This is a genomic window from Aquitalea sp. USM4 (genome assembly GCF_004328945.1).
Taxonomy (GTDB): Bacteria; Pseudomonadota; Gammaproteobacteria; order Burkholderiales; family Chromobacteriaceae; genus Aquitalea; species Aquitalea pelogenes.
The window spans coordinates 2,704,806-2,730,004 of record NZ_CP029539.1; the positions used below are offsets into that span (position 1 = coordinate 2,704,806).

A 25,199-nucleotide genomic window follows, 5' to 3' on the forward strand; every position below is an offset into this window, starting at 1 on the left:
GGGGATGTCCCCGGTTTTTTTGGCCTTGTTCAGATCATCCTGTCCGGTTCGGCGGAAATCACGCGGTTCTTGCCGCTGATCTTGGCTTGGTACATGGCCTGGTCGGCACGTTCGATGACTTCGATGTCCTGTTCACCCAGATGCCATTTGGCAATACCGGCACTGAAGGTGATGACCAGGCGGTCGTTATTGGCCATGAAGAAAGTGCGTGTCAGCTCGCGCTGCAGACGTTGTACCGTGTCGATGGCTTCATCCACCGGGGTGTCCGGCATCAGGACGACAAATTCTTCCCCGCCAAAACGTGCGACGATATCTGCAGGGCGCATATTGTGCTTCATCACGTCCACCAGGTATTTCAGCGCGTCGTCCCCGGTCAGGTGGCCGTAGCGGTCGTTCAGTTGCTTGAAGTTGTCGACGTCGATCAGCGCGACGCTCAGGTCGCTATTGGTGCGTTCGGCACGGCTGATTTCGCGCTGGAAATGTTCGGCCAGGCCGCGACGGTTGTAGGCGCCGGTCAGCTGGTCTTCCTTGACCTTGGCGCTGGCAGCTTCCAGCGCGCTTTCCAGTTCGGTGATGCGTTGTTCTGCAGCTTCAACCTGTTCGCGTGCCGCCAGCAGCTCGTCGCGGGAGCGGGTGAGATCCAGCTGCATCAGCGAGGTGTCTTCCATCAGCGCGGAGACTACTTTGCCGAGATCCTCGACATTGCTGGTATTTTTCAGCTTTTCGCTATGCTTGCTGATCTTGCTGTGGAAGTCGTCAGTCGAATCCGTCATTTGCGCCAGGCGCGAAATGAAACGGTCCAGCAAGGTGCGCAAGGAACTGGTGGCTTCATCCAGCGTGCTCTTCAACATGCCTTGCTTGCGGATGACTTCCTTCAGACTGGTTTCCAGCTGGTAAACCTGTTGCATGGACAGCGGCTGGTGCGACAGGACTTCCTGCAATGAATGCACTTGTCCAACCAGATAGTCATCCGAACGATTGATTTCAGCCACATTGTCCAGCAGCAGGCGCAGCAGATTGGTCAGCCCGGAAACCAGGCGGCCTTCTTGCTGGGTTTGCAGTTCCAGCTTCAGCATGAAGCTGCGCAGCTTGGGCATGTAGACATTCAGGCTGGCATCGTCGCTTACCTGATCGAGCTCGCGAATCAGGGCTTCCAGTGACTCACACATGTCCGGCATGCTGATCAGGCGCGGTTCCAGGCCGTGCTTGAGGGCAAACGCCAGGGTACGCTGCCAGAGAGGCCAGCTGCTGCTGTTGCTGGCTGGCTGGCTGGTGGATTCTGCCGGGGTATCTGTCAGTGCGCCACCTGCGTCCAGTACTTCAATGGGGTCGCGCTGACTGGCGGGCGCACTCCAGTTGCGTACCAGGGCGGATAGCTTGAGATTGAGTTCTTCCGGCTGGTTGCCGAAGTTGATCAGTACCCGTTCCAGTGCTGCTTGCTTGTGATGCTGGGGCAGGTCGGGCAGACGCAAGTCCCAGCTGCGGATCAGGTTCTGGATCAGGCTGCCCCAGGGCTGGGACAGGTTGGTCTGGCTTAGTGCCAGCTTGAGAAAATCGATGGCCAGCTGCGGCAACAGTTCCCAACGGGATTCGTCGGTGGCCTGTTTGATGCGCAGCAGCAGTGTCTTGGTTTGCGGTGATTCAGCCGGAATGGTTTCCAGCGCTCGCAATAGCTGGGTACCCAGCTTGTTGTCTCGCTCAATGGGAGTTTGCGTGAGCTCGTGATAGACGCGCTCGAAATTTTCCGGTGTTGGTAGCAGTTTGCGCAGACTCAGCTGTTTGAGCGTTTCCCGTGCAACCTCTATCGGATTTTGTGTTGTCATTGACCAAACCCTGGAAGTTTTGTAGCCAGCCATAGTTATTTTTAGTTCAGTAAGGTGACGGTTTGGACTGGCTTAGTCAATGTTTTGTCGCAGTCGCCGGATCCAGTAATTGGAAAAATACCTCACCATTACGAATCATACCAAGTTCGTTACGTGCTCTCTCTTCAATTGCATCGGTTCCTTGCTTCAGGTCACGAACTTCGGCATCCAGGGCTGCGTTACGGGCTATCAGCTTTTGGGTGACAGCCCGCTGTTCCTGCAGTTGCTTGTCCAGCTGCCAGACCCTGAGCCAGCTCCCCTTGCCAAACCACAAGGGCCATTGCAAGGCGATCAGCAGGGTTACCAGTGTCAGGGTCAGCCAGCGCATGTTCAAGCTTACTTCAGATGGTAGAAAGCAGCACGACCCGGGAACCAGGCAGCATCACCCAGTTCTTCTTCGATACGCAGCAGCTGGTTGTACTTGGCCATGCGGTCGGAGCGGGACAGGGAGCCGGTCTTGATCTGCATGCAGTTGGTGGCAACTGCCAGGTCGGCAATGGTGCTGTCTTCGGTTTCGCCGGAACGATGGCTCATGACGCTGGTATAGCTGGAGCGCTTGGCCAGGTCAACTGCTTTCAGGGTTTCGGACAGGGTGCCGATCTGGTTTACCTTCACCAGCAGCGAATTGCAGATGCCGGCTTCGATACCCTTGGCCAGGATCTTCGGGTTGGTGACGAATACATCGTCGCCCACCAGCTGGATACGCTTGCCCAGGCGGTCGGTCAGGATCTTCCAGCCTTCCCAGTCATGTTCGCTCATGCCATCTTCGATGGAGATGATCGGGTAGTTGTTGACCAGGGTTTCCAGGTAGTCGGCAAACTGCTCGGAAGTCAGTTGCAGGCCTTCAGCGGTCAGATGGTATTTGCCGTCCTTGTAGAATTCGGAGGAGGCGCAGTCCAGAGCCAGCATCACGTCCTGGCCCGGTACGTAACCGGCGGCGTCAATGGCTTCCAGGATCAGCTTGATGGCATCTTCGTGGCTGGCCAGGTTCGGTGCAAAACCACCTTCGTCACCCACGGTGGTGGCGTAACCCTTGGCATCACACAGCTTTTTCAGGTTGTGGAACACTTCGGCACCACAGCGCAGGGCTTCGCGGAAGGTTTGTGCACCAACCGGCATGATCATGAATTCCTGGATGTCCAGGGTGTTGTTGGCGTGCGCACCACCGTTGATCACGTTCATCATCGGCAGCGGCAGGGCCATCGGGCCGGCACCACCCAGGTAGCGGTACAGCGGCAGGCCGGCATCTTCAGCAGCTGCGCGGGCAACGGCCATGGAAACGGCCAGCATGGCGTTGGCACCCAGGCGGGACTTGGTTTCGGTGCCGTCCAGTTCGATCAGGGTCTTGTCGATGAAGGCCTGGTCTGCAGCATCGAGGCCGATGATGGCTTCGCAGATTTCGGTATTGATGTTTTCAACAGCTTTCAGAACGCCCTTGCCCAGGTAGCGGCTCTTGTCGCCGTCACGCAGTTCCAGTGCTTCCTTCTCGCCGGTGGAGGCGCCGCTCGGTACGGCTGCGCGGCCCATTACGCCGGATTCCAGCAGTACATCGGCTTCAACAGTCGGATTACCACGGGAGTCGAGAATCTCGCGGGCTACTACGTCAATGATCGAACTCATACTTGTCCCCTTCAATTGCATTGCTTGGTTAACCGTATCACTGTCAGCCCGCCATGTTGGCGGGCTGAAGAATGCTTGCTACCACAACTCGGACTGCAACAAGACTCAGAGTGAATGCTCGGGCCAGCCGCCTTGCTTGACCAGACGGTCCAGCTGCTGCAGCGTGGCCAGCAGTTCTTTCATCCGCCCCAGCGGCCAGGCATTCGGGCCATCGGACATGGCGCAGGCCGGGTTGGGGTGGGTTTCCATGAAAATGCCGGCAATGCCTGCAGCAATGGCAGCACGTGCCAGAACCGGCACGAATTCGCGCTGGCCACCGGAAGAGCTGCCCTGACCGCCAGGCAGCTGCACCGAGTGGGTGGCATCGTAGACTACCGGGCAGGCCGTTTCACGCATGATCATCAGCGAACGCATGTCGGATACCAGATTGTTGTAGCCGAACGATACGCCACGCTCGCAGGCCATGAAACTGTCCTCTGGCAAACCGGCTTCCAGTGCGGCGGCACGGGCCTTGTCGATGACATTTTTCATGTCGCCCGGGGCAAGAAACTGCCCCTTCTTGATGTTGACCGGCTTGCCGCACTGGGCAACGGCGCGGATGAAGTCTGTCTGGCGGCACAGGAAAGCCGGGGTCTGCAGCACATCCACCACGCTGGCAACCTGGGCGATTTCACTCTCGGCATGTACATCGGTCAAGACGGGAACGCCGATCTGCCGTTTTACTTCGTCCAGAATGCGTAGGCCTTCATCAATGCCGAAACCGCGGAAGGAGGTGCCGGAGGACCGGTTTGCCTTGTCGTAGCTCGACTTGTAGATGAAGTTGATGCCCAGTTCGCTGGTGATTTCTTTCAGCTGACCGGCGGTATCCAGTGCCATCTGTTCACTTTCGATGACGCAGGGACCTGCAATCAGGAACAGGGGCTGGTTCAGGCCGACTTCGAATCCGCACAGTTTCATGCTTATTTCCCTTGCTTTTCAGCCTTGTAGTCAATGGCTGCCTGCACATAGGCCTTGAACAGCGGGTGGCCATCGCGCGGGGTAGAGGTGAATTCCGGGTGGAACTGGCAGGCGAAGAACCAGCGGTGGTCTTTCAGCTCAATGGTTTCCACCAGCTTTTCATGACCGGCGGAGCGGCCGGAAATGGTCAGACCGGCAGCTTCCAGGCGCTGAACGTAGTAGTTGTTCACTTCGTAGCGGTGGCGATGGCGCTCGACGATGTCGGTGGAGCCATATACGCGTGCTGCCAGAGAGCCTTCTACCAGATCGCAGTGCTGGCCGCCCAGACGCATGGTGCCGCCCATATTGGAGTTTTCGTCACGCTTTTCGATCTTGCCGTCGTGGTTGACCCATTCGTCGATCAGTGCCACTACCGGGTAATCGGTATCCAGGTCGAATTCGGTGGAGTTGGCACCGGCAAGGCCGGCCACATCACGTGCGTATTCGATCAGTGCAATCTGCATGCCCAGACAGATACCCATGTAAGGGATGTTGTTCTCGCGGGCAAACTTGACGGCCTTGATCTTGCCTTCCACGCCACGCTTGCCGAAGCCGCCCGGTACCAGGATGGCATCCATGTCCTTCAACGATTCGGCACCGTCACGCTCGATGTCTTCGGAGTCGACATAGATGATGTTGACGTCGGAACGGGTGTGGATGCCGGCGTGCTTCAGGGCTTCCGACAGCGACTTGTAGGATTCGGTCAGGTCAACATACTTGCCGACCATGGCGATGTTGACGGTTTGTTCCGGATGCTCGATGGCATCGATGATGCCAGCCCATACCGACAGGTCGGCCGGCGGGATGTCCAGCTGCATGTGTTCGGTAATGATGTCGTCAATGCCTTGTTCGTGCAGCATGGCCGGGACTTTGTAGATGGAGTCCGAGTCGTAGCAGCCGATGACGGCGTTTTCTTCGACATTACAGAACAGGGCGATCTTGCGCTTTTCGTCAGCAGGCAGGTCGCGGTCCATGCGGCACAGCAGGATGTCCGGCTGAATGCCGATTTCACGCAGCTCTTTTACCGAGTGCTGGGTCGGCTTGGTCTTGATTTCACCTGCGGTGGCAATGAACGGCACGTAGGACAGGTGCACGTACATGGTGTTCTTGCGGCCCAGGTTGGAGCGCATCTGGCGGATGGCTTCCAGGAAGGGCAGGGACTCGATATCACCCACGGTGCCGCCGATTTCGACGATGGCCACGTCGGCATCGCCCGCGCCTTCATGCACCTTGTGCTTGATTTCGTCGGTGATGTGCGGAATGACCTGCACGGTGCCACCCAGGTAGTCGCCACGGCGCTCCTTGGTGATCACGGATTCGTAAACCTGACCAGTGGTGAAGTTGTTGCTCTTCTTCATCTTGGATTTGATGAAGCGCTCATAGTGGCCAAGGTCGAGGTCGGTTTCTGCGCCGTCTTCCGTCACGAATACTTCACCGTGCTGGAAGGGGCTCATGGTACCCGGGTCGACGTTGATGTACGGGTCGAGCTTCAGCATGGTGACTTTCAGCCCGCGCGACTCAAGAATGGCAGCAATGGACGCAGCGGCGATGCCCTTCCCCAGGGAAGACACCACACCGCCGGTTACGAAGATATACTTGGTCATGGAATTACGGCTCTATGGGAATCCGGGATTTTAACCTGAAATCGCTTGGATTTGAACCGCCACGGCACGCCTTGTTGCAACAATGAATGCAACACTTGTTCGGTCTGATTTCAGCTTGTGCTCGCCAGTTTGTGGTAATTCCGTTACAATGCGCCCCGACTGTTTCATATACGAGATCGTGCTTTCCACGGAAAGTGCGCATCATGCTTGAATCGCTGGCTTTTTTCATGGTATAAAGCCAGCTTTTACCGGTTTTGGGAGTGTTAACATGGCGCGTGTTTGCAAAGTCACCGGCAAACGTCCGATGACCGGGAACAATGTTTCCCACGCCAACAACAAGACGAAACGTCGTTTCCTGCCGAACTTGCAGTACCGCAAGTTCTGGGTAGAAAGCGAAAACCGCTGGGTGCGCCTGCGCGTATCCAACGCTGCACTGCGTACTATCGATAAAGTTGGTATCGATGTAGTGCTGGCAGATCTGCGCGCTCGTGGCGAGATCTAAGCGGTCCTCTAGATAGCGACAGATAGGTAATACAATGCGCGATAAAATCAAGCTTGAATCCACCGCCGGCACTGGCCACTTCTACACTACTACGAAGAACAAGCGCACGATGCCGGAAAAAATGGAGATCAAAAAATTTGATCCCGTTGCCCGCAAACACGTTATCTACAAGGAAACCAAGCTGAAGTAAGCTTGATTTTCAGTAACGTCGAAGAGCCCTTCTCTGGTGCACGGAGAAGGGTTTTTTATTGCCTGCCTTTTGTGCACATCCTTCATTCTCTTCTTGCTGTTCTCTTTGTTTTTGATCAAATAAAATTCCATATGATTGATATTTTTGGGATATATTTTCAGGCTATGTAATTTTGTGATCATTTTCCGGGCGCAAGCCGGATTGTGCAGAGGAATAGCCATGAAGCCCATTGCCATCATTCAGCATGTTGCGCTGGATGGTCCGGAGTATTTTCTTGATTACCTGAATCGTTCCGGAATTCCATCACGCATTTTCAGTGTCTATGCCGGGGATGCCTTGCCACCGGATGTCCGTGACTATGCCGGTGTGGCCAGTTTTGGCGGGCCGATGAGTGTGCATGATGTGGCAGAGCATCCGTGGATCCTGCCTGAGATTGAATTCTTGCATCGCGCCGTGGCGGCGGATGTGCCGGTGATTGGCCACTGTCTGGGCGGGCAGTTGTTGGCGTTGGCACTGGGTGCCGAAGTCAGCAAGGCGGAGATTCCCGAAATCGGCTGGATTGATTTGCAGCCTGCGGCTGCCGCAGTGACAGGCGAGTGGTTTGGAGACAGGCAGGCACTACGCGTGTTCCAGTGGCACAGCGATACCTTTGCCTTGCCTGCCGGTGCCCGCTTGCTGGCTAGCAGTGCTTTTTGCCGCAATCAGGCATTTTTGTACGGCGGCAAGCATCTGGGCATGCAGTTTCACTGTGAAGTGAAAGCCCCCATGATTCGCAAGTGGTTGCAGGTGGGCTATCAGGAAATTGACGGACATGATTTGCCCAGCGTGATGACCGTCGATGAGATTGATGCTTCTCTGGACGCTGGCATGCCGCAAAGTCATGCCCAGGCGGATGCCATCTATCGCCGCTGGCTGCAGGGTGTGTATGGCTGAGTGCTGCGGTAACAGGCTGGATCAGCCAGCCTGCTGCACATAGGTTTTTTTGGCCAGCACCATGTCCTGCCATGCCTTGGCCTTGTCAGGCAGATTGCGTAGCAGGTAAGCCGGGTGATAGGTGGCAATCAGCGGAATGCCTTGGTACTGGTGAACCTGGCCGCGCAGTTTGCCAATGGTTTGTTCGCTTTGCAGCAGGGTCTGCACGGCAAAGCGCCCCAGCGCCACAATCAGCACCGGCTGGACGTGCTGAATCTGTTGTTGCAGATAGCCCTGGCAGGCCAGGATTTCCTCTGGTACCGGGTTGCGGTTGCCCGGCGGGCGGCATTTAAGGACGTTGGCAATGTAGACATCACGGTCGCGATCCAGACCAGCGGCGGCCAGCATATTGTCCAGCAGCTGCCCGGCCTTGCCGACAAAGGGTTCACCTTGCCTGTCCTCGTGCTCTCCGGGAGCTTCGCCAATCAGCATCCAGCGTGCCTGGGGATTACCACGACCAAATACGGTCTGGGTGCGCGTGCGGCACAGGGTGCAGCGTTCGCAATTGGCAACGTTCTGTTCCAGTTGCTCCCAGTCGGGCAGGTGGTCGAGTGCATCGACTTCGGCATCGGGCAATGCAGTGGCTGGCAATACTGGCAGCTGGCTGTCCTGCTGCGACGGTAAGCTGGCTGCTGACGCCTGTGCTGCTGGTTCGGGTATGGCTGGTGCTGCCGTTTCCAGATGATGCAGCTCGGCCATGGCCTTGTCGTGGCTGGCTTGTATCAGTGCATGCCTGGTAATTTCTGCCGGATGATCGGTGAACCAGCCCTCGCGGGATTCCCAGATGGGGCCCAGGCCCATGGCTTGCTGGATGAAACGGCTGCGATTCATAGCACGGCCTCCATCAGGATGGCGTGTTCGCGTACGCCATTGGCGCACGGGTAGTAGTTTTTGCGCATGCCGGCTTCCTGAAAGCCGCAACGGTTGTAAAGCTTGCGGGCTGGCAGGTTGCTGGCGCGAACTTCCAGAAACAATTTGGTGCAGCCGTGTTGCTTCAGGTCTTGCATCAGTCCGGTCAGCAGGGCAAGGCCCAGTCCGCGGCCTTGCTGATCGGCGGCAATGAAAATATTGAGCAGTTCGGCTTCGTCCAGCAGCGGCATGACGACGGCGCAGCCAAGAGCCTGCTGGTCCAGGCCATAAAATACATGCCCTGCCTTGATTGAGTCCTGGTAATTGCGTGTGCTCCAGCCATGTGCAGTGGCTGCTGCTTCCAGTTGTGCCAGTTGTTCGGCATCAACAGCTTGCTGGCGCAAAACCTGGCTCATCCCTTCAAAGCCTGTTGTTCGATGGATGTGAGAGCCACCTTGTTGCGTACATACAGCAACTCGGCTTCTCTGGGGTGCTGCTGCGGGTAGCGACCGGTAAGGGCCAGCGCAATATGAGAGCGGGCATCGGCGCGGAGGATGCCGGTGTGCCGTGTGCTGTCGCGCTGGGTAGCCAGCAGTGCCGGATAATTGGTAAAGCCATCTCCTGCCAGCATGGTGATGCCATCCGGCAAGGTGACGTCTTGCGGGTCTTGCAGGGTAATGGGGGTCAGGCGCTGCCATGTTGGCCCGGTCTGGTAGCTGGCACAGTAAACCTGCTGCATGCGGGCATCCAGGCAGACCAGTACCCGCTCGGCAGCACTTTGCTGGGCAACGGCATCCAGTGTCGGGATGCCGATGACCGGCAGTCCGGCGGAAAATGCCAGTCCTTGAGCCAGTCCGCAGGCAATGCGCAGCCCGGTGAACGAGCCGGGGCCCTGACCATAGACGATGGCATCCAGATCGCTCAAGCCGATGTCAGCCTGTTGCAGCAGTCGCTGGATTTCCGGCAGCGTGCGCTCGGCGTGCTTTTGTCCCATTTCCTCATGGAAATTCAGTAACTGATTATCCAGGCTGAGGGCAAGAGACAAATAACTGCTGGAGGTGTCTATGGCTAACAGTTTCATCGAGATGTGCTGACCGGCTGAAGGGCTGGCAATTATAAGCCCAGATCCTCCACCCAAGCGAGTGCGGCAACGTGGGACTGGTTGAGTTGTTCCGGAGTCAGGCCCAATTGCTGACACAGCGCATCCACACCGTTGAGCTGGCCATCTTCGCAAGACTGGGTCAGTTGCAGCAGCATGCCCATCCGGCCCTTGCGGGCGGCCAGGGCTTCGATGATGCAAACCGGCAATTGCAGATGTTCCAGAATGGCGTTCATCGGCATGTCAAACAATACGTCCAGCAGGCTGAACATGCCGACAATGAACAGGTTGTCGCAGTCATCCGGACTCATACCCAACTCCGCGCCAAGAAGCTCCATCAGGCGGCCGCGTGTGACGGCCGTTTTTTGAAGTGCCGGTGGTGCGCGTCCGTCGTCGGATGCGGTAACCAGCAGCAGGGTGAGCCAGCGGTACAGCTTTTTGTAGCCCAGTACCGTGACTGCGTGCGAGAAGGAGCTGATGGTTGTGTTCAGGCCGGCAGCCGCCGAGTTGACATAGCGCAGCAGCTTGTAGGACAGGGCGACATCGCGCTTGAGAATCTGCTCCACCTTGCGCAGGTCGGCATCCATCCGCAGCAGGTTAAGCAGCTCCAGCGCGTTGCTGAAGGTCGGGTGAATCACCTTGGCCGACAGGGTTTCCGGTTTGGCAAAGTAATAACCCTGGAAGCCATCCATGCCCAGTTCCTTGCACAGATGGTATTGCTCGTGGGTTTCCACGCGCTCGGCAATGCGGATGACCGGATAGCTGCGCAAGCGGGCCGCCAGTACCTGGAAGTGATTGGGGTCGCGATTCTGGATGTCCAGCTTTACGTAATTGGCAAATTCCAGAAATGCAGCAGACTGTGCTTCAAAACTGAAATCATCCAGTGCAATGCCAAAACCCAGCGAACGCAGGTGGCGGGCGCGCGACAGCAGCTCACTGGAGGGCGAAATATCCGGTGCGATGTCCAGGATGACGCGCCGTGGTGGCAGCAGTTCCAGAAAGTCACTGGTCAGCATGGCTTCGCCGACATTGATGAAAGCCAGCTTGTTGCCGATCAGCCAGCTGGTACCCATATTGTTCAGGGTATTGACCAGCACGTCGGTGTCAGCTTGCAGATCGCTGTGTGGGCCAACGGAACTGGCTTCCTTGCTTGCACGAAAAAGCAGCTCATACCCGATGAGCTGCTGGTTGCGGTTGAGAACCGTTTGCCTTCCGATGAAGGCGCATTGAGTGGTCATTAAAGCTTGCCAGTCTTGGTTTTTTTATACGGAAATCAGCTCCGAAGTCCTGACTTGGCCATTGGTGCCGTCGCTGGAGCTGAGCAGGTCTTCCATGTCCAGTACCAGAACCACCGAACCATCGCCAGACAGGGTGGCACCGGCCACGCCCTTCGGACGAATGTTCTGCAGCGGCTTGATGACCACATCGTCGCGACCGACAAAGGAGTCGATGGCCAGGATGAAGGACTTCTCGGCCGATTGCATCAGCACGCCAAAGTAGGGCTTCTGGGTGGGTTCCCAGCCCAGCAGACCTGCCAGGGTACGCAGCGGCAGGATTTCATCACGCACCACGATGGTGGGTTTGCCCGAAACTTCCTGGATGGCATTCGGGTCGATGGTGATGATTTCGCGCACCATGGCCAGCGGTACGGCAAACGGCTGGTTGCAGGCACGCACCACCAGCACCGGCAGAATGGCCAGCGTCAGCGGCAGCGAAATGCTGATGCGAGTGCCTTCGCCCGGTAGCGAGTTGATGTCGATGCGGCCATTGAGCTTCTGGATGTTGGTACGCACCACATCCATGCCCACACCGCGGCCGGAAACGCTGGAGATCTGGTCCTTGGTGGAGAAGCCCGGCATGAAGATGAGCTGCAGGCATTGCTTCTCGTCCAGACCGTTGGCTGTTTCCTGATCGATCAGGCCTTTTTCGATGGCCTTGCGACGCAGGGCGTCCGGGTTCATGCCCTTGCCGTCGTCGGTGATTTCGATCTGGATGTGATCGCCCACCTGTTCTGCAGTCAGCTGGATCAGCGATTGCGGCTTCTTGCCGGCAGCAATACGTTCTTCCGGCGACTCGACACCATGGTCAACCGCATTGCGCACCAGGTGAACCAGCGGATCGTTGAGGTCTTCGATCATGGTCTTGTCCAGCTCGGTCTCTTCACCGGACAGCACCAGTTCGACTTCCTTGCCCAGTTGACGGGCCAGGTCACGTGCCAAACGCGGGTATTTCTGGAACAGGCGGCCAATCGGCTGCATGCGGGTTTTCATCACCGCGTTCTGCAGGTCGCCCACCAGCAGGTCCAGCTGGCTGATGGCTTCATCCAGCGAACGCAGGGTATTGCCGTCGCGATTGCCCTGCAGGATTTCTGTACGCAGGGTAGTCAGGCGGTTCTTGGTCAGGCCGATTTCGCCGGACAGGTTCAGCACCATGTCCAGACGAACCGTGTCGATACGGATGGTATTTTCCTGCGGGCCGCTGCTGTTGCCTGCGCTGCTGGGCTGCTTGTTGGCAACCGGCTTGGGAGGCTGCTTGACGGCCGGCAGGTGCTCGGCGGCGGTGATCAGTTCGTGGGCCGGGGCGGCTGCAGGCGCTGCCGCAGCCGGAGCCGCAGGGGCGGCGGCCGGGGCCGGGCTTGTGCTGGCCGGGGCAGCTTGCGGCACGATGGCCTGGTGCAGTGCATTCCAGTCCGGACCATCTGCAGCAGCCGGTGCAGCCGCCGGGCTGCTGACAGCTGCGGGGACAGGCTCTTCGGCACCTGCTTTGGTCGGAGTCTGACCTGCCAGTACCGCATCCAGGGCATTCAGTACGTCGGCATCAGCCTCGGCCACCATCAACCCCTGGCCGAGCGTGCCAAACATGTCGCGCACGATACCGGTAGCGTCCAGAATGACGTCCATCACTTCCGGTGTGATGTGCAGCTCGCCGTTACGCAGTTTGTCGAACAGGTTTTCCGTGCGATGGCACAGGTTGACCATCGGGCCGACGTTCAGAAAGCCGGCACCACCCTTGATGGTATGAAAACCCCGGAAAATGTCGTTGAGCAACGCCTTGTCTTCAGGGCGCTTTTCCAGTTCCACCAGCTTGTTGTCCACGTCGGACAAGAGGTCGGTGGATTCCATCAGGAAGTCTTGTAGCAGTTCTTCCATGCCGCCAAAATCGCTCATATTCTCACCCCGCTTATGCCGCTAACACGTTCACCGCTATTGTTCAGAAGCCCAGGCTTTCCAGCAGGTCGTCAACCTGCTGTTGGCTGGAAACCACGTCTGTCCTGCCTTCCGGATTAATCACCGGTCCATTGAGCAGGTTATTGTCCAGGCCTGCCTTTTTCGAGTCCGGCGAGAACTCGATCAGGAAGGTCACCAGTTCCTTCTCCAGTATATGCACCATGTCCATCATTTTCTTGATGACTTGGCCGGTTAAATCCTGAAAGTCTTGCGCCATCACAATTTCCAGCAACTGGGCATTGGTGGCTTGCGTCTGTTTGGGCACCTGTCCCAGGTACTGACGCGTGTCTTCGGCAAGATTCTTGAATTCGGCAATGGACAGCTGATTGGCATACAGCTGTTCCCAGCGGGCCGTCAAGGCGCGGGCCCGGCTTTCGATTTCGTCCTGATAAGGCTTGGCCAGATCGGTGGCATTGAGCACACGTTCCGCAGCGCTCTCGGTCAGGGATGCGATATAACCCAAGCGGTCCTTGGCATCGGGAAGTGCATCCGCCACCTTTTCCAGCGACTTGTCATAGCCCAGATCACGCAAGGCATCGTGCATCTTGCGGGTCAGCTGGCCGATCTGCTCGTACATCACGGCAGGATTCTGTTCCGCCGTATTTGCCACCGTGCCGACAGGGCCGCTGGCGGTGTCAGCATCTTTTTGCTGACTGGCGGCAATGCTGTCGAACAGTGCTTCCAGATCCGGGGAATCTCCACTTTCCAGAATGTGATCCGGCACGATAGCCTCTCCTCAGGACTGACCAGGCAAGTGTGTTTGCTCTGTTTGTTGGTTTTACTTGTTCATGTTCTGGAAGATCTTGTTCATCTTTTCTTCCAGCGTGGCCGCGGTAAACGGCTTCACGATATAGCCGCTGGCACCGGCCATGGCTGCCTCGATGATGTTTTCCCGCTTGGCTTCGGCGGTGATCATCATGAAGGGAAGATGCTTGATCTGCTGGTCGGCACGGACCGCCTTGAGCAGCTCGATGCCCGTCATGTTGGGCATGTTCCAGTCTGAAACTATAAAGTCGAAATGTTGCGTTTTCAGCTTGTGCAAGGCGACCTGGCCGTCTTCGGCCTCGTCGACATTGGTAAAGCCCAGCTCTTTCAACAGGTTGCGTACGATGCGTCTCATGGTAGAGAAATCGTCCACAACGAGGAAGCGCATGTTTTTATCTGGCATCTGGGTAGGTCCTGAAATGTCGGTATTCCATTGAGCCGTTGATTTTAACGGTTACCTCTGCAGAAATGGAATCAAAGTTTCAGCCAGGATTGCCGGGTCGAATTTGGCAACATAGGCATCCACCCCCACGCTGGAACCCATGGCCTTGTTGGCATTGGACGACAGCGAGGAGTGCATGATAACCGGGATGCCTTTGAAGCGGACATCGGATTTGATCAGCTTGGTCAGCACATAGCCGTCCATCTCCGGCATTTCCGCATCCACCAGAATGATCTTCAGGTAATCGTGCAGGCACTCGTCCTCACCCCAGGTGCGGCTGGCCAGCACCTGCAGGCGCTCCCAGGCTTCGCGCCCATTGGTGGCCTGCTGGAACTTGATGCCCATCTTCTCCAGCACGCTGGTGATTTCCTTGCGGGCCACCACCGAATCATCCACGAAGAACAGGTATTGGTCGTTCTCCAGCTGGGCTTGCGGAATTTCCGGCAGACGCGGTTCGCCCACCACCGTGGCCAGGATCTGCTCCACGTCCAGGATGGAAACCAGCTTGCCGTCTTCCAGCTCGGTGATGGCGGTGATCAGGTTGGAGTTGGTGGCGCTGCTGTTCATCATGTTTTCCGGGGCGCGCACGCGGTCCCAGTCCACCCGGATGATGCGGTCCACCGAATCCACCAGGAAAGCCTGGGTACTCTTGTTGAATTCGGTGACGATCATGGTGTCGAACTTGCGGCCGCTTTGCTCGGAACCGACAAAACGGGCCAGCGAAATCACCGGAATGATATTGCCGCGCAGCGACAGCACGCCCTGCACACCAAAGGGCATGTTGGGGGTTTTGGTGATGGCGGGGGTCTGCGACACCTCGCGCACCTTGAATACATTGATGCCGAAGGTTTCGCGGGTACCCAGCGAAAACAGCAGGATTTCCATCTTGTTGGAGCCGGCAAGCTTGGTGCGGGCGTCCACGCTGGCAAGCAGGGATGCGTCAGTGGCTGACATATGAATACCTCTCCCGGATGAAGTCTGTTCTGGTTTAGTTGTTGGTCAGCTTGAGCATTTCGCGCAACTTCATCGACAGCTTCTGGGCTTCGAACTTGGACACATACTCATCCACGCCCACCGACTGGCCGAGCTTCTGGTTGGAGCTGCCGGACAGCGAGGAGTGCATCAGCACCGGAATGCCGGCAAAACGCGGGTCGCTCTTGATCAGCTTGGTCAGCATGTAGCCATCCATTTCCGGCATTTCCACATCGGTCAGCACCAGATGCAGGGTTTCGTTCAGGCGCTTGCCGGAGAGTTCGGCCTGCATGGCCATTTTTTGCAGCTCTTCCCAGGCGCGCATGCCGTTGATGGCGTAAGCGTATTTCACCTGCATGGCGTCCAGCGTGCGCTCGATCTGCTTGCGGGCGACGGCGGAATCATCGGTGAAGAAGATCATGCGTTCTTCTTTCACCGGCTCGATATTGATGAAGTGATGGGAGTCGTCCACTAGCGAGGTTTCCGCCAGCACTTTTTCCACGTCCATCATCATCACCAGCGTGCCCTGATCCAGCTCGGTGACCGCGGTGACAAGGCCGGCCATGCGGTTGGTGATCATGTCCGGCGGCACGCGCATGGCAGACCAGTCCAGACGCAGGATGGTATCAACCGCCTCGACCAGGAAGCCCTGGGTATGGCCGTTGTACTCGGTGACGATCATGATTTCGGGCTTGTTGCTGGTGACGATGCCGGCGTACTTGGCCAGGTCGATGACCGGGACCAGCGAGCCACGCAGGCTGACCATGCCTTCAACCGAGGAGGGCATTTCGGGTGCGGAAGTGATTTCGGGCGTCCGCATGACTTCACGGACCTTGAAGACGTTGATGCCGAAGACTTCCTTCCTCCCGGTACGCTGGTCGTGACCCAGGGAGAACAGCAGGATTTCCAGCTTGTTGGTCCCTGCCAGTTTTGTTCTGGCATCGATTTTTTTAAGAAGCTCTGACACAGAAACCTCCGCAGCCTCGGTTCGTTGTTATGGCGTATTACTCCCGTTGTATACGCCAGTTATGCATTTTCCCAGCTTTCTTTGAAAACTGTCTTGGTTAAGATCAGACTTTAAGTTGGCTTGGCTCAGACTTAGTCATTATCATACTGTTTAAGTCCTTTTTACAAATACGACGCGAAACATGGCCAAGACAGCATCAAATTTGAAAGACCAGGAGATGCTGGAGGCGGCTTTCGAGCAGTTCAATACGGTCTCCAGTCAATTGATTGATGCTTATCGTCAGCTGGAAGTACAGGTGAATGTACTCAATGCCCAGCTGGATGAGGCTAACAATCAATTGCGAAAGCAGCGTGACGAAAATGCCGAGTTGGCCGAGCGCCTGGGCATGTTGCTCGAAGCCCTGCCGGCCGGCGTGGTTGAGCTGTCGCCAGATGGTGTGGTGGTTGCGCAGAATCCGGCCGCACAGTCCTTGCTGGATGGTGAGCATGTCGGCCAGGGCTGGGCCACGGTAGTTGGCCGGTGGGAGCATGCCGAACTGGACGGAACGTATATTCTTCCCTATCAAGGAGGGGAACGGCGTCTGGCCTTGCAGTATCAGGATTTGCCTGCTTCTGGCGGACGCATCGTGCTATTGCATGATGTCAGCCGACTGCATCATTTGACCGTGGAGCTGGCCCACCAGCAAAAGCTGGCAGCAATGGGTGGCATGGCAGCTTCACTGGCCCACCAGCTGCGCACCCCTTTGGCCACGGCCATGCTCTACACTGCCAATCTCAAGCAAGAAGGGCTGCGACCGGAAGACCGGGCGCGCTTTGTCGACAAGAGCCTGGCGCGGATGAAGGCACTGGAGGGTTTGATCCAGAACATGCTGGGCTTTGTCCGTGGGCAAACCAGTGCACTGGAAGTGCTGGATGTGGACGTGCTGGTGGAAGATGTGGCCGCGGTGTTGATTCCACAATGTCATGAGCGTGGCATGATTTGGGATTGCCACAAACAGCTACCGTCTGCCATAACGGTAATGGCAGATCGCAAGGCCTTGCAAGGTGCCCTGGTAAACCTGCTGGAGAACGCCATGCATTTCTCTCCGGAAGGCGGGCGGATCGGCTTGCTGGTGGGCTTGCAGGGTAATCAGGTACATTTTCGGGTTGAGGATGACGGTATCGGTTTGGGCGGGGCGGATCCTGCCAGGCTGTTCGAACCCTTCTTCACCACCCGTCCTGGCGGAACCGGCCTGGGCTTGTCGATTGTCAAGAAGGTGGCCGATGAACTATCCGGTAGCGTGACGGGTGGGGATCGCCAGCAAGGCGGTGCTTTTTTTGAATTGAGTCTTCCCTGTCTTGGTGGGGAAATGGCGCATGACTAAGTTGATCAGGGGGAAATGCATATGAAACCAGTGGTAAAAGTTGATGGCCAGATCGGTACGCTGATGCTGGTAGGCCAGTTCGATTTCAATCTGCACAAGGATTTTCGCCTGGCAAGTCAGGAATTGCTGGAAAACCCGGCCATTCAGGAAATTCAGGTTGATTTTGACCAGGTGCCGTTTCTGGACAGTTCGGCGCTGGGCATGTTGCTGTTGCTGAAGGAGAGAGCAACCAGTCAGAAAAAATCCATGTCACTGGTGAACTGTCGCGACACGGTACTGCAAGTGCTGGAAATTGCCTGCTTTAACAAGATGTTTACAATTAAATAAGTATTGACCAGTACTCCGGAGTGCATCACCGCTTCAGGTCAGGCTTGATAATTTCTTTGATAAGCAGAAATTAAAATAATTTAAGCCTATCCGGATATATACGTATTTACCTGTTTTACACGATTCGCCCCTTGATTTAATCGACAGATTGGCTGATGAAGAAGTTAGTACATTGGCAATTTGTTGAAAGCCGGGGGAGACATGGTGCTTTCGGATCGGCAGCGACGGTTGGCAGGTAGCGGATTCAGTATTTTTGCCATGGTGCTTGCACTGGCTGCGGGCATAGGGGGGCGGCTGGATGGCTTCCTGGCCGTTTTGTTGGGTTTGGTGCAAATGGCGGCGTTGGCGTGTTGGTGGTTGCCAAAGGAGGTCGGGGTGTCTGATCAGGAAAATCCAGCTGCATCCAGTCAGCCATTACAGGCAGTCCCTGTGCCTGACTGTGTGGATTTCATCCATGAGCAGATCTCCCAGTCCAAAGGCGAGGTTGCGCGGGTGCAGGCGCTGATTGAGGACGCTGTCGTCACCCTGGCTAACAGTTTTTCGGGTTTGTCGCGTGAAGCTGCAGCCCAGCTGGAACTGGCAGAGTCATTGGCCAAGGGCGACCTGGGCATGGATGCGCATGCGCTTTCCTTCACCGGTTTTGTCACCGAGATCGCCGCAGCCATGTCCGGCTTCGTGGAAAAGACGGTGGACAACAGCCGTCTGGCGATGTTGCTGGTCGAGCAGATGGAGTCCATGGGCAAGGAGATGCAGGATGTCATCCGGCTGCTGGATGAAATCCATTCCATCACCAACCAGACCAATATGCTGGCGCTCAATGCATCGATTGAGGCGGCGCGTGCCGGAGAGTTGGGACGGGGTTTCGCCGTGGTGGCCGATGAAGTGCGCCATTTGTCCGGACGGACCAGCTCTTTCAGCGAGCAGATCCGCGACCTGATCAACCGGGTCAATGGCTCGGTGACGCATGCCGAAGGGCTGATCAACCAGCTGGCTTCACAGGACATGATGTTTACCTTGCAGGCCAAGCAACGGCTGGATGAGACCTCTTCCCGCATCAGCGACATGGATGCCCTGATGGCCGAATCGGTAGGTCGCTTGCGCCACGGTGTGGGCTTGTTGTCCGACCATGTGGGGGATGCCGTGCGTTCCCTGCAGTTCCAGGACATGGTGTCCCAGTTGATTGCCCATGTCGGCAAACGCCTGTATGGCATTGAAGAAATGATGGAATTGAACAGCCGTCCGGCACAAGAACAAGAAGAGTGGGCATCGACGGTGGCGGCAAGGCTGACGGAACTACGTCAGGCCTTGTCCAGCAACCCGGTGGCACAAGGCCGTATGGAAAGCGGCAGCATAGATCTGTTTTGAGCGTGAACAAAAGAAAAGTGGGAACAACATGCCAAAAAAAGTACTGACAGTTGACGACTCGGCATCCATTCGCCAGATGGTGACCTTTACCCTGAAGAGTGCGGGCTACGAAGTGGTAGAGGCGACGGATGGCAATGGCGGCCTGGCGCGGGCGCAGGCAGATACCTTTGACCTGATCCTGACCGACCAGAACATGCCGGGAATGGATGGGCTCAATCTGATACGGGCACTGCGCAAGCTGCCGGCTTACGGCAGTACGCCCATCCTGATGCTGACCACCGAGTCCAGCGACCAGATGAAATCACTTGGCCGTGCTGCGGGTGCCACTGGCTGGCTGGTGAAACCGTTTGATCCGCAGAAATTGCTGGATGTCGTGAAGCGCCTGGTCGGTTAACTCAGCGCTGCCGGCCGGTGTCGGCCATGGCAATCAGGGTGGCTTGCATTTTTGCATGGCCCAGCAGGGGGATGCATCGTGTCTATTGATATGTCGCAGTTTCATCAGGTGTTTTTTGATGAGACCGACGAACACCTCGCTACCATGGAGGGGGTATTGCTGGCGGTGGATGTAGCTGCACCGGACAGCGAGGACCTCAATGCCATCTTTCGTGCCGCGCACTCCATCAAGGGCGGCGCTGCCACCTTTGGTTTTGGCGATCTGGCCGCACTCACCCATGTCCTGGAAAACCTGCTGGACAAGGTGCGCAAAGGCACCATGCAACTGAGCACCGCCATGGTGGATGTGTGCCTGCAAGCCAAGGACGTGCTGGCGGCCATGCTGGCTGCGCATCGTGGCGCACCGCCTGTAGACCCTTCTTCCGTGCGGGCAGTCGAGCAGCAACTGACCGCGCTGGTGAATAAGGACGCGGCAGTGTCCGCGCCTGCCGCAGCGATTGTTCCCGCCGTGCCTGCCAGTGATCCGCCAGCAAGCAGCACGATGTATATCGAGCTGGATCATCTGCCGGATACGGACTACGACGCCTTGTTGCAATCCATGGCCTTGCTGGGAGAGATGAGTCTTGTCCAGCCAGGGTCTGATGACCCGGCTCAGCCCTGGGTGCTGGTCTTGACCGGTACCCTTCATGCCGATGAAGTGGCCGAGTCGCTGGCCTTTTCCATCGCGCCAGACCATTTCCGCATCACGGTGGACCATGGTCAGCAAGACGAAGGCGATTTCGGCCTGTTCCTCTCCGCCAGCGTAGGCGAACCGGCTGCGGCCCTGGGTGGTGATGTAGCCTTTGAAGAGGATGGTTTTGGCCTGTTCGCGCCTTCTCTTCCTGATGGTGCTGTCCATGGCGATGTGGACGATGGCTTTGGCCTGTTCGAACCCTTGCCCGCTGCCAACGCGACGCCGTCCGTCGCACTTGAGGACGATGGCTTCGGCTTGTTTGTTCCGCTTGGTGGCGCAGAACCTGCGCCTGTCATGGTGCACGAAGAAGAGGGCTTCGGCCTGTTTGCGCCCATGCCTGCGGCATCTCCTGCCCAGGCTGTACCACCGCAACCGGTGGCTCCTGTGGCTGCGCCCCGTGCCGAGCGTGTGCAGCCCGCGGCGGAAAACTCCATCCGGGTGAATACCGACAAGGTGGACCTGTTGTTGAACCTAGTAGGTGAGCTGGTCATCACCCAATCCATGCTCAGTCAGTCCGGAGAGAATCTGGATCCGGTCCAGCATGAACGTCTGCTGGGCGGGATCCTGGCTTTGCAGCGTAATGCCCGCGAGCTGCAGGAAGCCGTCATGTCCATCCGCATGACGCCTATATCTTTTGTCTTCAACCGTTTTCCCCGTGTGGTGCGTGACCTGGCCAGCAAGCTGGGCAAGAAGATCGAGCTGAAAATGGTTGGGGAGAATACCGAACTGGACAAAGGCTTCATCGAGAAGCTGGCCGACCCCTTGACCCACTTGGTGCGCAACAGCCTGGACCATGGGGTGGAGTCGCCCGAGGTGCGTGTGGCCAAGGGCAAGTCGGCCACTGGCCGCCTGACCCTGCGGGCATTTCATCAGGGCGGCAGCATTGTCATCGAAGTGACGGACGACGGAGCCGGGCTGAACCGGGCGCGCATCCTGTCCAAGGCACGTGAGCGCGGCATGGCGGTCAGCGATGCACTGAGCGACAGCGAAGTATGGGGCTTGATCTTCGAAGCCGGCTTTTCCACTGCCGCCGAGGTGACCGATGTGTCCGGTCGTGGTGTCGGTATGGATGTGGTGAAGCGCAATATCCAGAGCATGGGCGGGCGTATCGACATCGACTCCCTGGCGGATTTTGGCACCACCATCAGCATTCGCCTGCCACTGACACTGGCCATCATGGACGGCATGTCGGTACGCAGTGGTGACGATATTTATGTCATTCCACTCAGCTTTGTGCTGGAGTCCCTGCAGCCGCAGGCCGCAGATCTCAAAACGGTTGCTGGCAAGGGGCAGGTGGTGAATGTGCGCGGACAGTATCTGCCCATCGTCTCACTGGCGGCCTTCTTCCCTGGCGACAGCAGCCATGTCACCACTGATCCGACCCGTGCCATTCTGGTGATTGTGGAAGCCGGCGGCCAGCAACTGGCCTTGCAAGTGGATGAGCTGATCGGCCAGCAGCAATTCGTAGTGAAGAACCTGGAAAGCAATTACCGCAAGGTAGAAGGTGTTGCCGGTGCCACCATCATGGGAGATGGCAGGGTAGCCCTGATTCTTGATATTTCCATCATCGCACGCCACAGGCAGCGGCAAGCCGCAAGGCCCATGGCGAGTGATCCGGCATAGAAAAAGGCAAGTTTCCATGAGCGAACAGCTGGAATACCGCCACGGACAAAGCAAGGCAGTGCGCGAGCTGCTGGTGTTTACCCTGGGGCAGGAAGAATACGGCATTGATATTCTCAAAGTGCAGGAAATCCGTGGTTATGACCCGGTCACCCGCATTGCCAATGCGCCACCTTTCATCAAGGGCGTGGTCAATCTGCGGGGCAGCATTGTTCCCATTGTGGACATGCGCATCAAGTTTGGCCTGGGCGAGCCGGTTTACGACGCATTTACCGTGGTGATCATCCTCAACATTTTCCAGCGCACGGTGGGTGTGGTGGTGGATGGCGTGTCGGATGTCATCCAGCTGGAGGCCGACGAGCTGCGTGAACCGCCCGAGTTCGGCTCGGTGGTGGAAACCACCTATATCGAAGGACTGGGTACCAAGGGGGAGCGCATGGTGATCATTGTGGATATCGAGCGCTTGATGAGCAGCGATGAAATGGCGCTGGTTGATGTGACGGACCAAGGCTGAAGCCGACAGGCTGTAAGAGAGAGGTGAAACATGAATAATCTGAAAGTAACGCACCGCTTGCTACTGGGCTTTGGCCTGCTGGTTGCCGTCATCATTGCCGCGATGGCAGTGGCCATCAGCCAGATTCACAGCCTGCGTGATGATATTGACGAAATTGCCAATGTCCATGTGCCGCGGGCATCCGAGGCCAACAAGGTGATTGATGATGTCAACATCAGCGCCCGGGCCACGCGCACGCTGCTGCTGGCGCGTGACCCGAACGTGCTGCTGGACCAACACAAGCAGATCGATGACGCACTGGGCCGCATCACCACCCAGATGGGCAAATTATCCGGCGGCGTACCTGCGGCAGGCCAGGCATTGTTTGACAAGGTCAAGACCCAGGAAGCCGGCTACCGCCAGCAGTTGCAACAATTTTTGCAGCAACTGAAGGCCGGGCAGGAGGAAGAAGCCAAGAATTACCTGCTGCAAACCCTGCGTCCCACCCAGGTTGAATACCTCAAGTCTATTGGCAACTATGTCGAGTTCGAGGAAGGTCTGTCCAAGCAAGTTGCCGAAGGGACGCTGGCCCGTGCCAATAGTGCCGGGACATTGCTCAATATCCTGCTGGCAGCTGCCGTGCTGATCGGCATCATTGCCGGTTGGCTGATCAGCCGCTCCTTGCTGCGCCAGATTGGCGGAGAACCGGCTGATGCAGTGCAGCTGATGCAAGAGCTGGCAGCCGGCGAAGTCACCACCGAACTGAAAGTGGCGGCAGGGGACAGCAACAGCCTGTTTGCCTATATCCGTCAGGCTGCCGACAAGGCGGTGGAAAACATCCGGGTACGCAATGCACTGGATCACGCCGCCACCAACATGATGATTGCCGATGCCGAATTCAATGTGGTGTATGCCAATCAGTCGGTGGTCAACATGTTTGCCCTGGCGGAAAACGATATCCGTCATGACCTGCCGCAGTTCTCTGCCCGTAACCTGCTGGGCAGCAATATCGACCAGTTCCACCGCAATCCCGGTCACCAGCGCGGCCTGATGCAGCAACTGCGTGGTTCGCACAATGGCACCATCCATATCGGTGGCCGCACCTTCAACCTGATTCTCACCCCCATCAATGGTGCTGGTGGCAAGCGACTGGGCTACGGTGTGGAGTGGATTGACCGTACTGCCGAACTGGCTCACCAGGCTGCCGAACAGCAGCGCATCGAGGCCGAACGTGCGGTTGCCGCCGAAAACGCCCGTATCCGCAGTGCACTGGATAACGTCACCACCAATGTGATGATTGCCGATAACGACCGCAACATCATCTACGTGAATCATAGCGTGATCGACATGCTGTCTAATGCCGAAGCCGACCTGCGCAAGGCGCTGCCCAACTTCAGCGCGCGTCATGTGCTGGGGGGCAGCATGGACATGTTCCACCGCAATCCGGCCCACCAGCGCGACCTGCTGGCCAATCTGCGTGCCACCTACAAGGCGGACATTGCAGTGGGCGGGCGTCATTTCTCGCTGACCGCCAACCCGGTGTTCGGGGCCGATGGTGAACGCCTGGGCAGTGTGGTGGAGTGGAAGGATCGTACCGGCGAGGTAATGATCGAGAAAGAAGTGGAAGCCATCGTCCATGCCGCAGCGCGGGGCGACTATGGTTCCCGACTGGTACTGGAGGACAAGACCGGCTTCTTCCGCATGCTGTCAGAAGGCGTCAACCAGCTTCTGGATGTGACCAGCCGCGCGCTGGATGATATTGCAACCGTGCTGGGCGGCCTGGCGCAGGGCGACCTGACCCGCACCATCCATAATGATTACGACGGCATGCTTGGCCAGCTCAAGAGCGATACCAATACCACGGTAGAGCGACTGCGCAGCATCGTGGGCAATATCCAGGAATCCACCGAGGCCATCAATACCGCAGCCCAGGAAATCTCGGCGGGTAACAGCAATCTGTCCGGCCGTACCGAACAGCAGGCAGCCAGCCTGGAGGAAACCGCCTCCAGCATGGAGGAAATCACCAGTACCGTCCGGCAGAATGCGGAAAATGCCAAGAAGGCCAATACCCTGGCGACCGGTGCCTCCGACATTGCCGCACGCGGTGGTCAGGTGGTGGGCAATGTGGTGTCCACCATGAACGAGATCAACGACAGCGCCAAGAAGATTGTCGACATCATCAGCGTGATTGACGGCATTGCCTTCCAGACCAATATCCTGGCGCTCAATGCGGCGGTGGAAGCCGCCCGCGCTGGCGAGCAGGGCCGTGGTTTTGCCGTGGTGGCCAGCGAAGTGCGCAGCCTGGCCCAGCGTTCGGCGGCAGCGGCCAAGGAAATCAAGCTGCTGATTGGCGATTCGGTGGACAAGGTGGAGTCCGGCAGCCGGCTGGTGGATGAAGCAGGCCGCACCATGGATGAAATTGTCAGCGCCATCCGCCGTGTGGCCGACATCATGAGTGATATCTCGGCTGCTTCTGTCGAACAAAGCTCCGGTATCGAACAGGTCAATCTGGCCGTAACGCAGATGGACGAAAACACCCAGAAGAACGCTGCACTGGTGGAAGAGGCCGCTGCCGCAGCGGAATCGCTGGAAGATCAGGCCCGGCACCTGATGGATGCCGTTTCCATCTTCCGGCTGGATGGCAGCAGTGCGCCGCGACTGGCAGCCCCCAGAAGCGGGCAGGGGCGAGCATCGGTTAGCCAGGCGCGACTGACACAGCAAGCGGGACAGCAGGTCAAGCCGGTAGCGGCACGTGCCCCCGTACATGCCGAGCGCATCAAGACCTTGCCCGGCCCGTCTGCGCATGATGATGAGTGGGAAGAATTCTGATGGGTGCGA

General features: G+C 57.5%; 24 protein-coding genes. 10 read left to right on the forward strand and 14 right to left on the reverse strand.

The features are described 5' to 3' along the window. Positions 1–29: 29 nt before the first annotated feature. The 5 genes from DKK66_RS12530 to DKK66_RS12550 form a co-directional block, all read right to left on the reverse strand. Positions 30–1,823, reverse strand: a complete 1,794-nt coding sequence (locus DKK66_RS12530) for a GGDEF domain-containing protein (protein ID WP_131358549.1) — start codon at positions 1,821–1,823, stop codon at positions 30–32. Positions 1,824–1,899: 76 nt separating this feature from the next. Then, positions 1,900–2,190, reverse strand: coding sequence for a cell division protein FtsB (ftsB, locus tag DKK66_RS12535; RefSeq protein ID WP_045847413.1), 291 nt, complete (start codon positions 2,188–2,190; stop codon positions 1,900–1,902). 8 nt (positions 2,191–2,198) lie between these two features. Further along, a complete protein-coding gene (gene eno / locus DKK66_RS12540; protein WP_045847412.1) occupies positions 2,199–3,482 on the reverse strand; it encodes a phosphopyruvate hydratase in 1,284 nt (427 codons plus the stop codon). 105 nt (positions 3,483–3,587) lie between these two features. Further along, positions 3,588–4,439, reverse strand: a complete 852-nt coding sequence (gene kdsA / locus DKK66_RS12545; RefSeq protein WP_131358551.1) for a 3-deoxy-8-phosphooctulonate synthase — start codon at positions 4,437–4,439, stop codon at positions 3,588–3,590. A 2-nt stretch (positions 4,440–4,441) separates the two neighbouring features. After that, positions 4,442–6,082, reverse strand: a complete 1,641-nt coding sequence (locus DKK66_RS12550) for a CTP synthase (protein WP_131358553.1) — start codon at positions 6,080–6,082, stop codon at positions 4,442–4,444. 268 nt (positions 6,083–6,350) lie between these two features. Between DKK66_RS12550 and rpmB the strand changes: the two genes are divergently transcribed. From rpmB to DKK66_RS12565, 3 genes are all read left to right on the forward strand, one after another. Beyond that, the gene (rpmB, locus tag DKK66_RS12555; protein ID WP_011137003.1) at positions 6,351–6,584 is read left to right on the forward strand and encodes a 50S ribosomal protein L28; all 234 of its coding nucleotides are present in this window, start codon (positions 6,351–6,353) and stop codon (positions 6,582–6,584) included. Positions 6,585–6,618: 34 nt separating this feature from the next. Next, positions 6,619–6,774 carry a 50S ribosomal protein L33 gene (gene rpmG / locus DKK66_RS12560; RefSeq protein WP_028453358.1) on the forward strand — a complete coding sequence of 52 codons (156 nt, stop codon included), beginning with the start codon at positions 6,619–6,621 and terminating at the stop codon, positions 6,772–6,774. 219 nt (positions 6,775–6,993) lie between these two features. Then, positions 6,994–7,707 carry a type 1 glutamine amidotransferase gene (locus DKK66_RS12565; RefSeq protein WP_131358556.1) on the forward strand — a complete coding sequence of 238 codons (714 nt, stop codon included), beginning with the start codon at positions 6,994–6,996 and terminating at the stop codon, positions 7,705–7,707. 21 nt (positions 7,708–7,728) lie between these two features. On the opposite strand, the gene DKK66_RS12570 is transcribed toward DKK66_RS12565, so the two are convergent. From DKK66_RS12570 to DKK66_RS12610, 9 genes are read right to left on the reverse strand one after another with little or no spacing between them, the layout of a single operon-like run. Further along, positions 7,729–8,577 (reverse strand): uracil-DNA glycosylase family protein, encoded by an 849-nt coding sequence (locus DKK66_RS12570; RefSeq protein ID WP_131358559.1) that lies wholly within the window; start codon positions 8,575–8,577, stop codon positions 7,729–7,731. After that, positions 8,574–9,011 (reverse strand): ribosomal protein S18-alanine N-acetyltransferase, encoded by a 438-nt coding sequence (gene rimI, locus DKK66_RS12575; RefSeq protein ID WP_131358562.1) that lies wholly within the window; start codon positions 9,009–9,011, stop codon positions 8,574–8,576. The genes DKK66_RS12570 and rimI overlap by 4 nt, the downstream gene beginning before the upstream one ends. Then, positions 9,008–9,676: a tRNA (adenosine(37)-N6)-threonylcarbamoyltransferase complex dimerization subunit type 1 TsaB gene (gene tsaB / locus DKK66_RS12580; protein ID WP_131358565.1), complete on the reverse strand. Its 669-nt coding sequence runs from the start codon at positions 9,674–9,676 to the stop codon at positions 9,008–9,010. Before tsaB ends, rimI begins: the two co-directional genes overlap by 4 nt. Before the next feature lie 32 nt (positions 9,677–9,708). Further along, a complete protein-coding gene (locus DKK66_RS12585; protein ID WP_045847405.1) occupies positions 9,709–10,932 on the reverse strand; it encodes an EAL and HDOD domain-containing protein in 1,224 nt (407 codons plus the stop codon). A 24-nt stretch (positions 10,933–10,956) separates the two neighbouring features. Beyond that, positions 10,957–12,861, reverse strand: a complete 1,905-nt coding sequence (locus DKK66_RS12590) for a chemotaxis protein CheA (protein ID WP_131358568.1) — start codon at positions 12,859–12,861, stop codon at positions 10,957–10,959. 43 nt (positions 12,862–12,904) lie between these two features. Next, positions 12,905–13,645, reverse strand: coding sequence for a protein phosphatase CheZ (gene cheZ / locus DKK66_RS12595; RefSeq protein ID WP_131358571.1), 741 nt, complete (start codon positions 13,643–13,645; stop codon positions 12,905–12,907). Between the two features lie 54 nt (positions 13,646–13,699). Further along, positions 13,700–14,089 carry a chemotaxis response regulator CheY gene (gene cheY, locus DKK66_RS12600; RefSeq protein WP_082696246.1) on the reverse strand — a complete coding sequence of 130 codons (390 nt, stop codon included), beginning with the start codon at positions 14,087–14,089 and terminating at the stop codon, positions 13,700–13,702. A 51-nt stretch (positions 14,090–14,140) separates the two neighbouring features. Then, complete coding sequence (locus DKK66_RS12605) at positions 14,141–15,082, reverse strand: chemotaxis protein (protein WP_131358574.1); 942 nt, start codon at positions 15,080–15,082, stop codon at positions 14,141–14,143. A 34-nt stretch (positions 15,083–15,116) separates the two neighbouring features. Continuing rightward, a complete protein-coding gene (locus DKK66_RS12610; protein WP_131358578.1) occupies positions 15,117–16,067 on the reverse strand; it encodes a chemotaxis protein in 951 nt (316 codons plus the stop codon). Positions 16,068–16,269: 202 nt separating this feature from the next. Here DKK66_RS12610 and DKK66_RS12615 point away from each other — a divergent pair, with 202 nt between their 5' ends. From DKK66_RS12615 to DKK66_RS20740, 7 genes are all read left to right on the forward strand, one after another. After that, positions 16,270–17,430, forward strand: coding sequence for a PAS domain-containing sensor histidine kinase (locus DKK66_RS12615; protein WP_131358582.1), 1,161 nt, complete (start codon positions 16,270–16,272; stop codon positions 17,428–17,430). A gap of 21 nt (positions 17,431–17,451) precedes the next feature. Next, the gene (locus DKK66_RS12620) at positions 17,452–17,757 is read left to right on the forward strand and encodes an STAS domain-containing protein (protein WP_045848486.1); all 306 of its coding nucleotides are present in this window, start codon (positions 17,452–17,454) and stop codon (positions 17,755–17,757) included. A gap of 441 nt (positions 17,758–18,198) precedes the next feature. Further along, positions 18,199–19,122 (forward strand): methyl-accepting chemotaxis protein, encoded by a 924-nt coding sequence (locus tag DKK66_RS12625; protein ID WP_165494168.1) that lies wholly within the window; start codon positions 18,199–18,201, stop codon positions 19,120–19,122. 28 nt (positions 19,123–19,150) lie between these two features. Continuing rightward, positions 19,151–19,516 carry a response regulator gene (locus DKK66_RS12630; RefSeq protein WP_062791228.1) on the forward strand — a complete coding sequence of 122 codons (366 nt, stop codon included), beginning with the start codon at positions 19,151–19,153 and terminating at the stop codon, positions 19,514–19,516. A gap of 78 nt (positions 19,517–19,594) precedes the next feature. Continuing rightward, the gene (locus DKK66_RS12635; protein WP_131358588.1) at positions 19,595–21,871 is read left to right on the forward strand and encodes a chemotaxis protein CheW; all 2,277 of its coding nucleotides are present in this window, start codon (positions 19,595–19,597) and stop codon (positions 21,869–21,871) included. Between the two features lie 16 nt (positions 21,872–21,887). Continuing rightward, on the forward strand, positions 21,888–22,382 hold the full coding sequence (locus tag DKK66_RS12640) for a chemotaxis protein CheW (RefSeq protein ID WP_045848483.1): 495 nt from the start codon (positions 21,888–21,890) through the stop codon (positions 22,380–22,382). Positions 22,383–22,412: 30 nt separating this feature from the next. After that, positions 22,413–25,190 (forward strand): methyl-accepting chemotaxis protein, encoded by a 2,778-nt coding sequence (locus DKK66_RS20740; RefSeq protein ID WP_131358591.1) that lies wholly within the window; start codon positions 22,413–22,415, stop codon positions 25,188–25,190. Positions 25,191–25,199 lie beyond the last annotated feature (9 nt).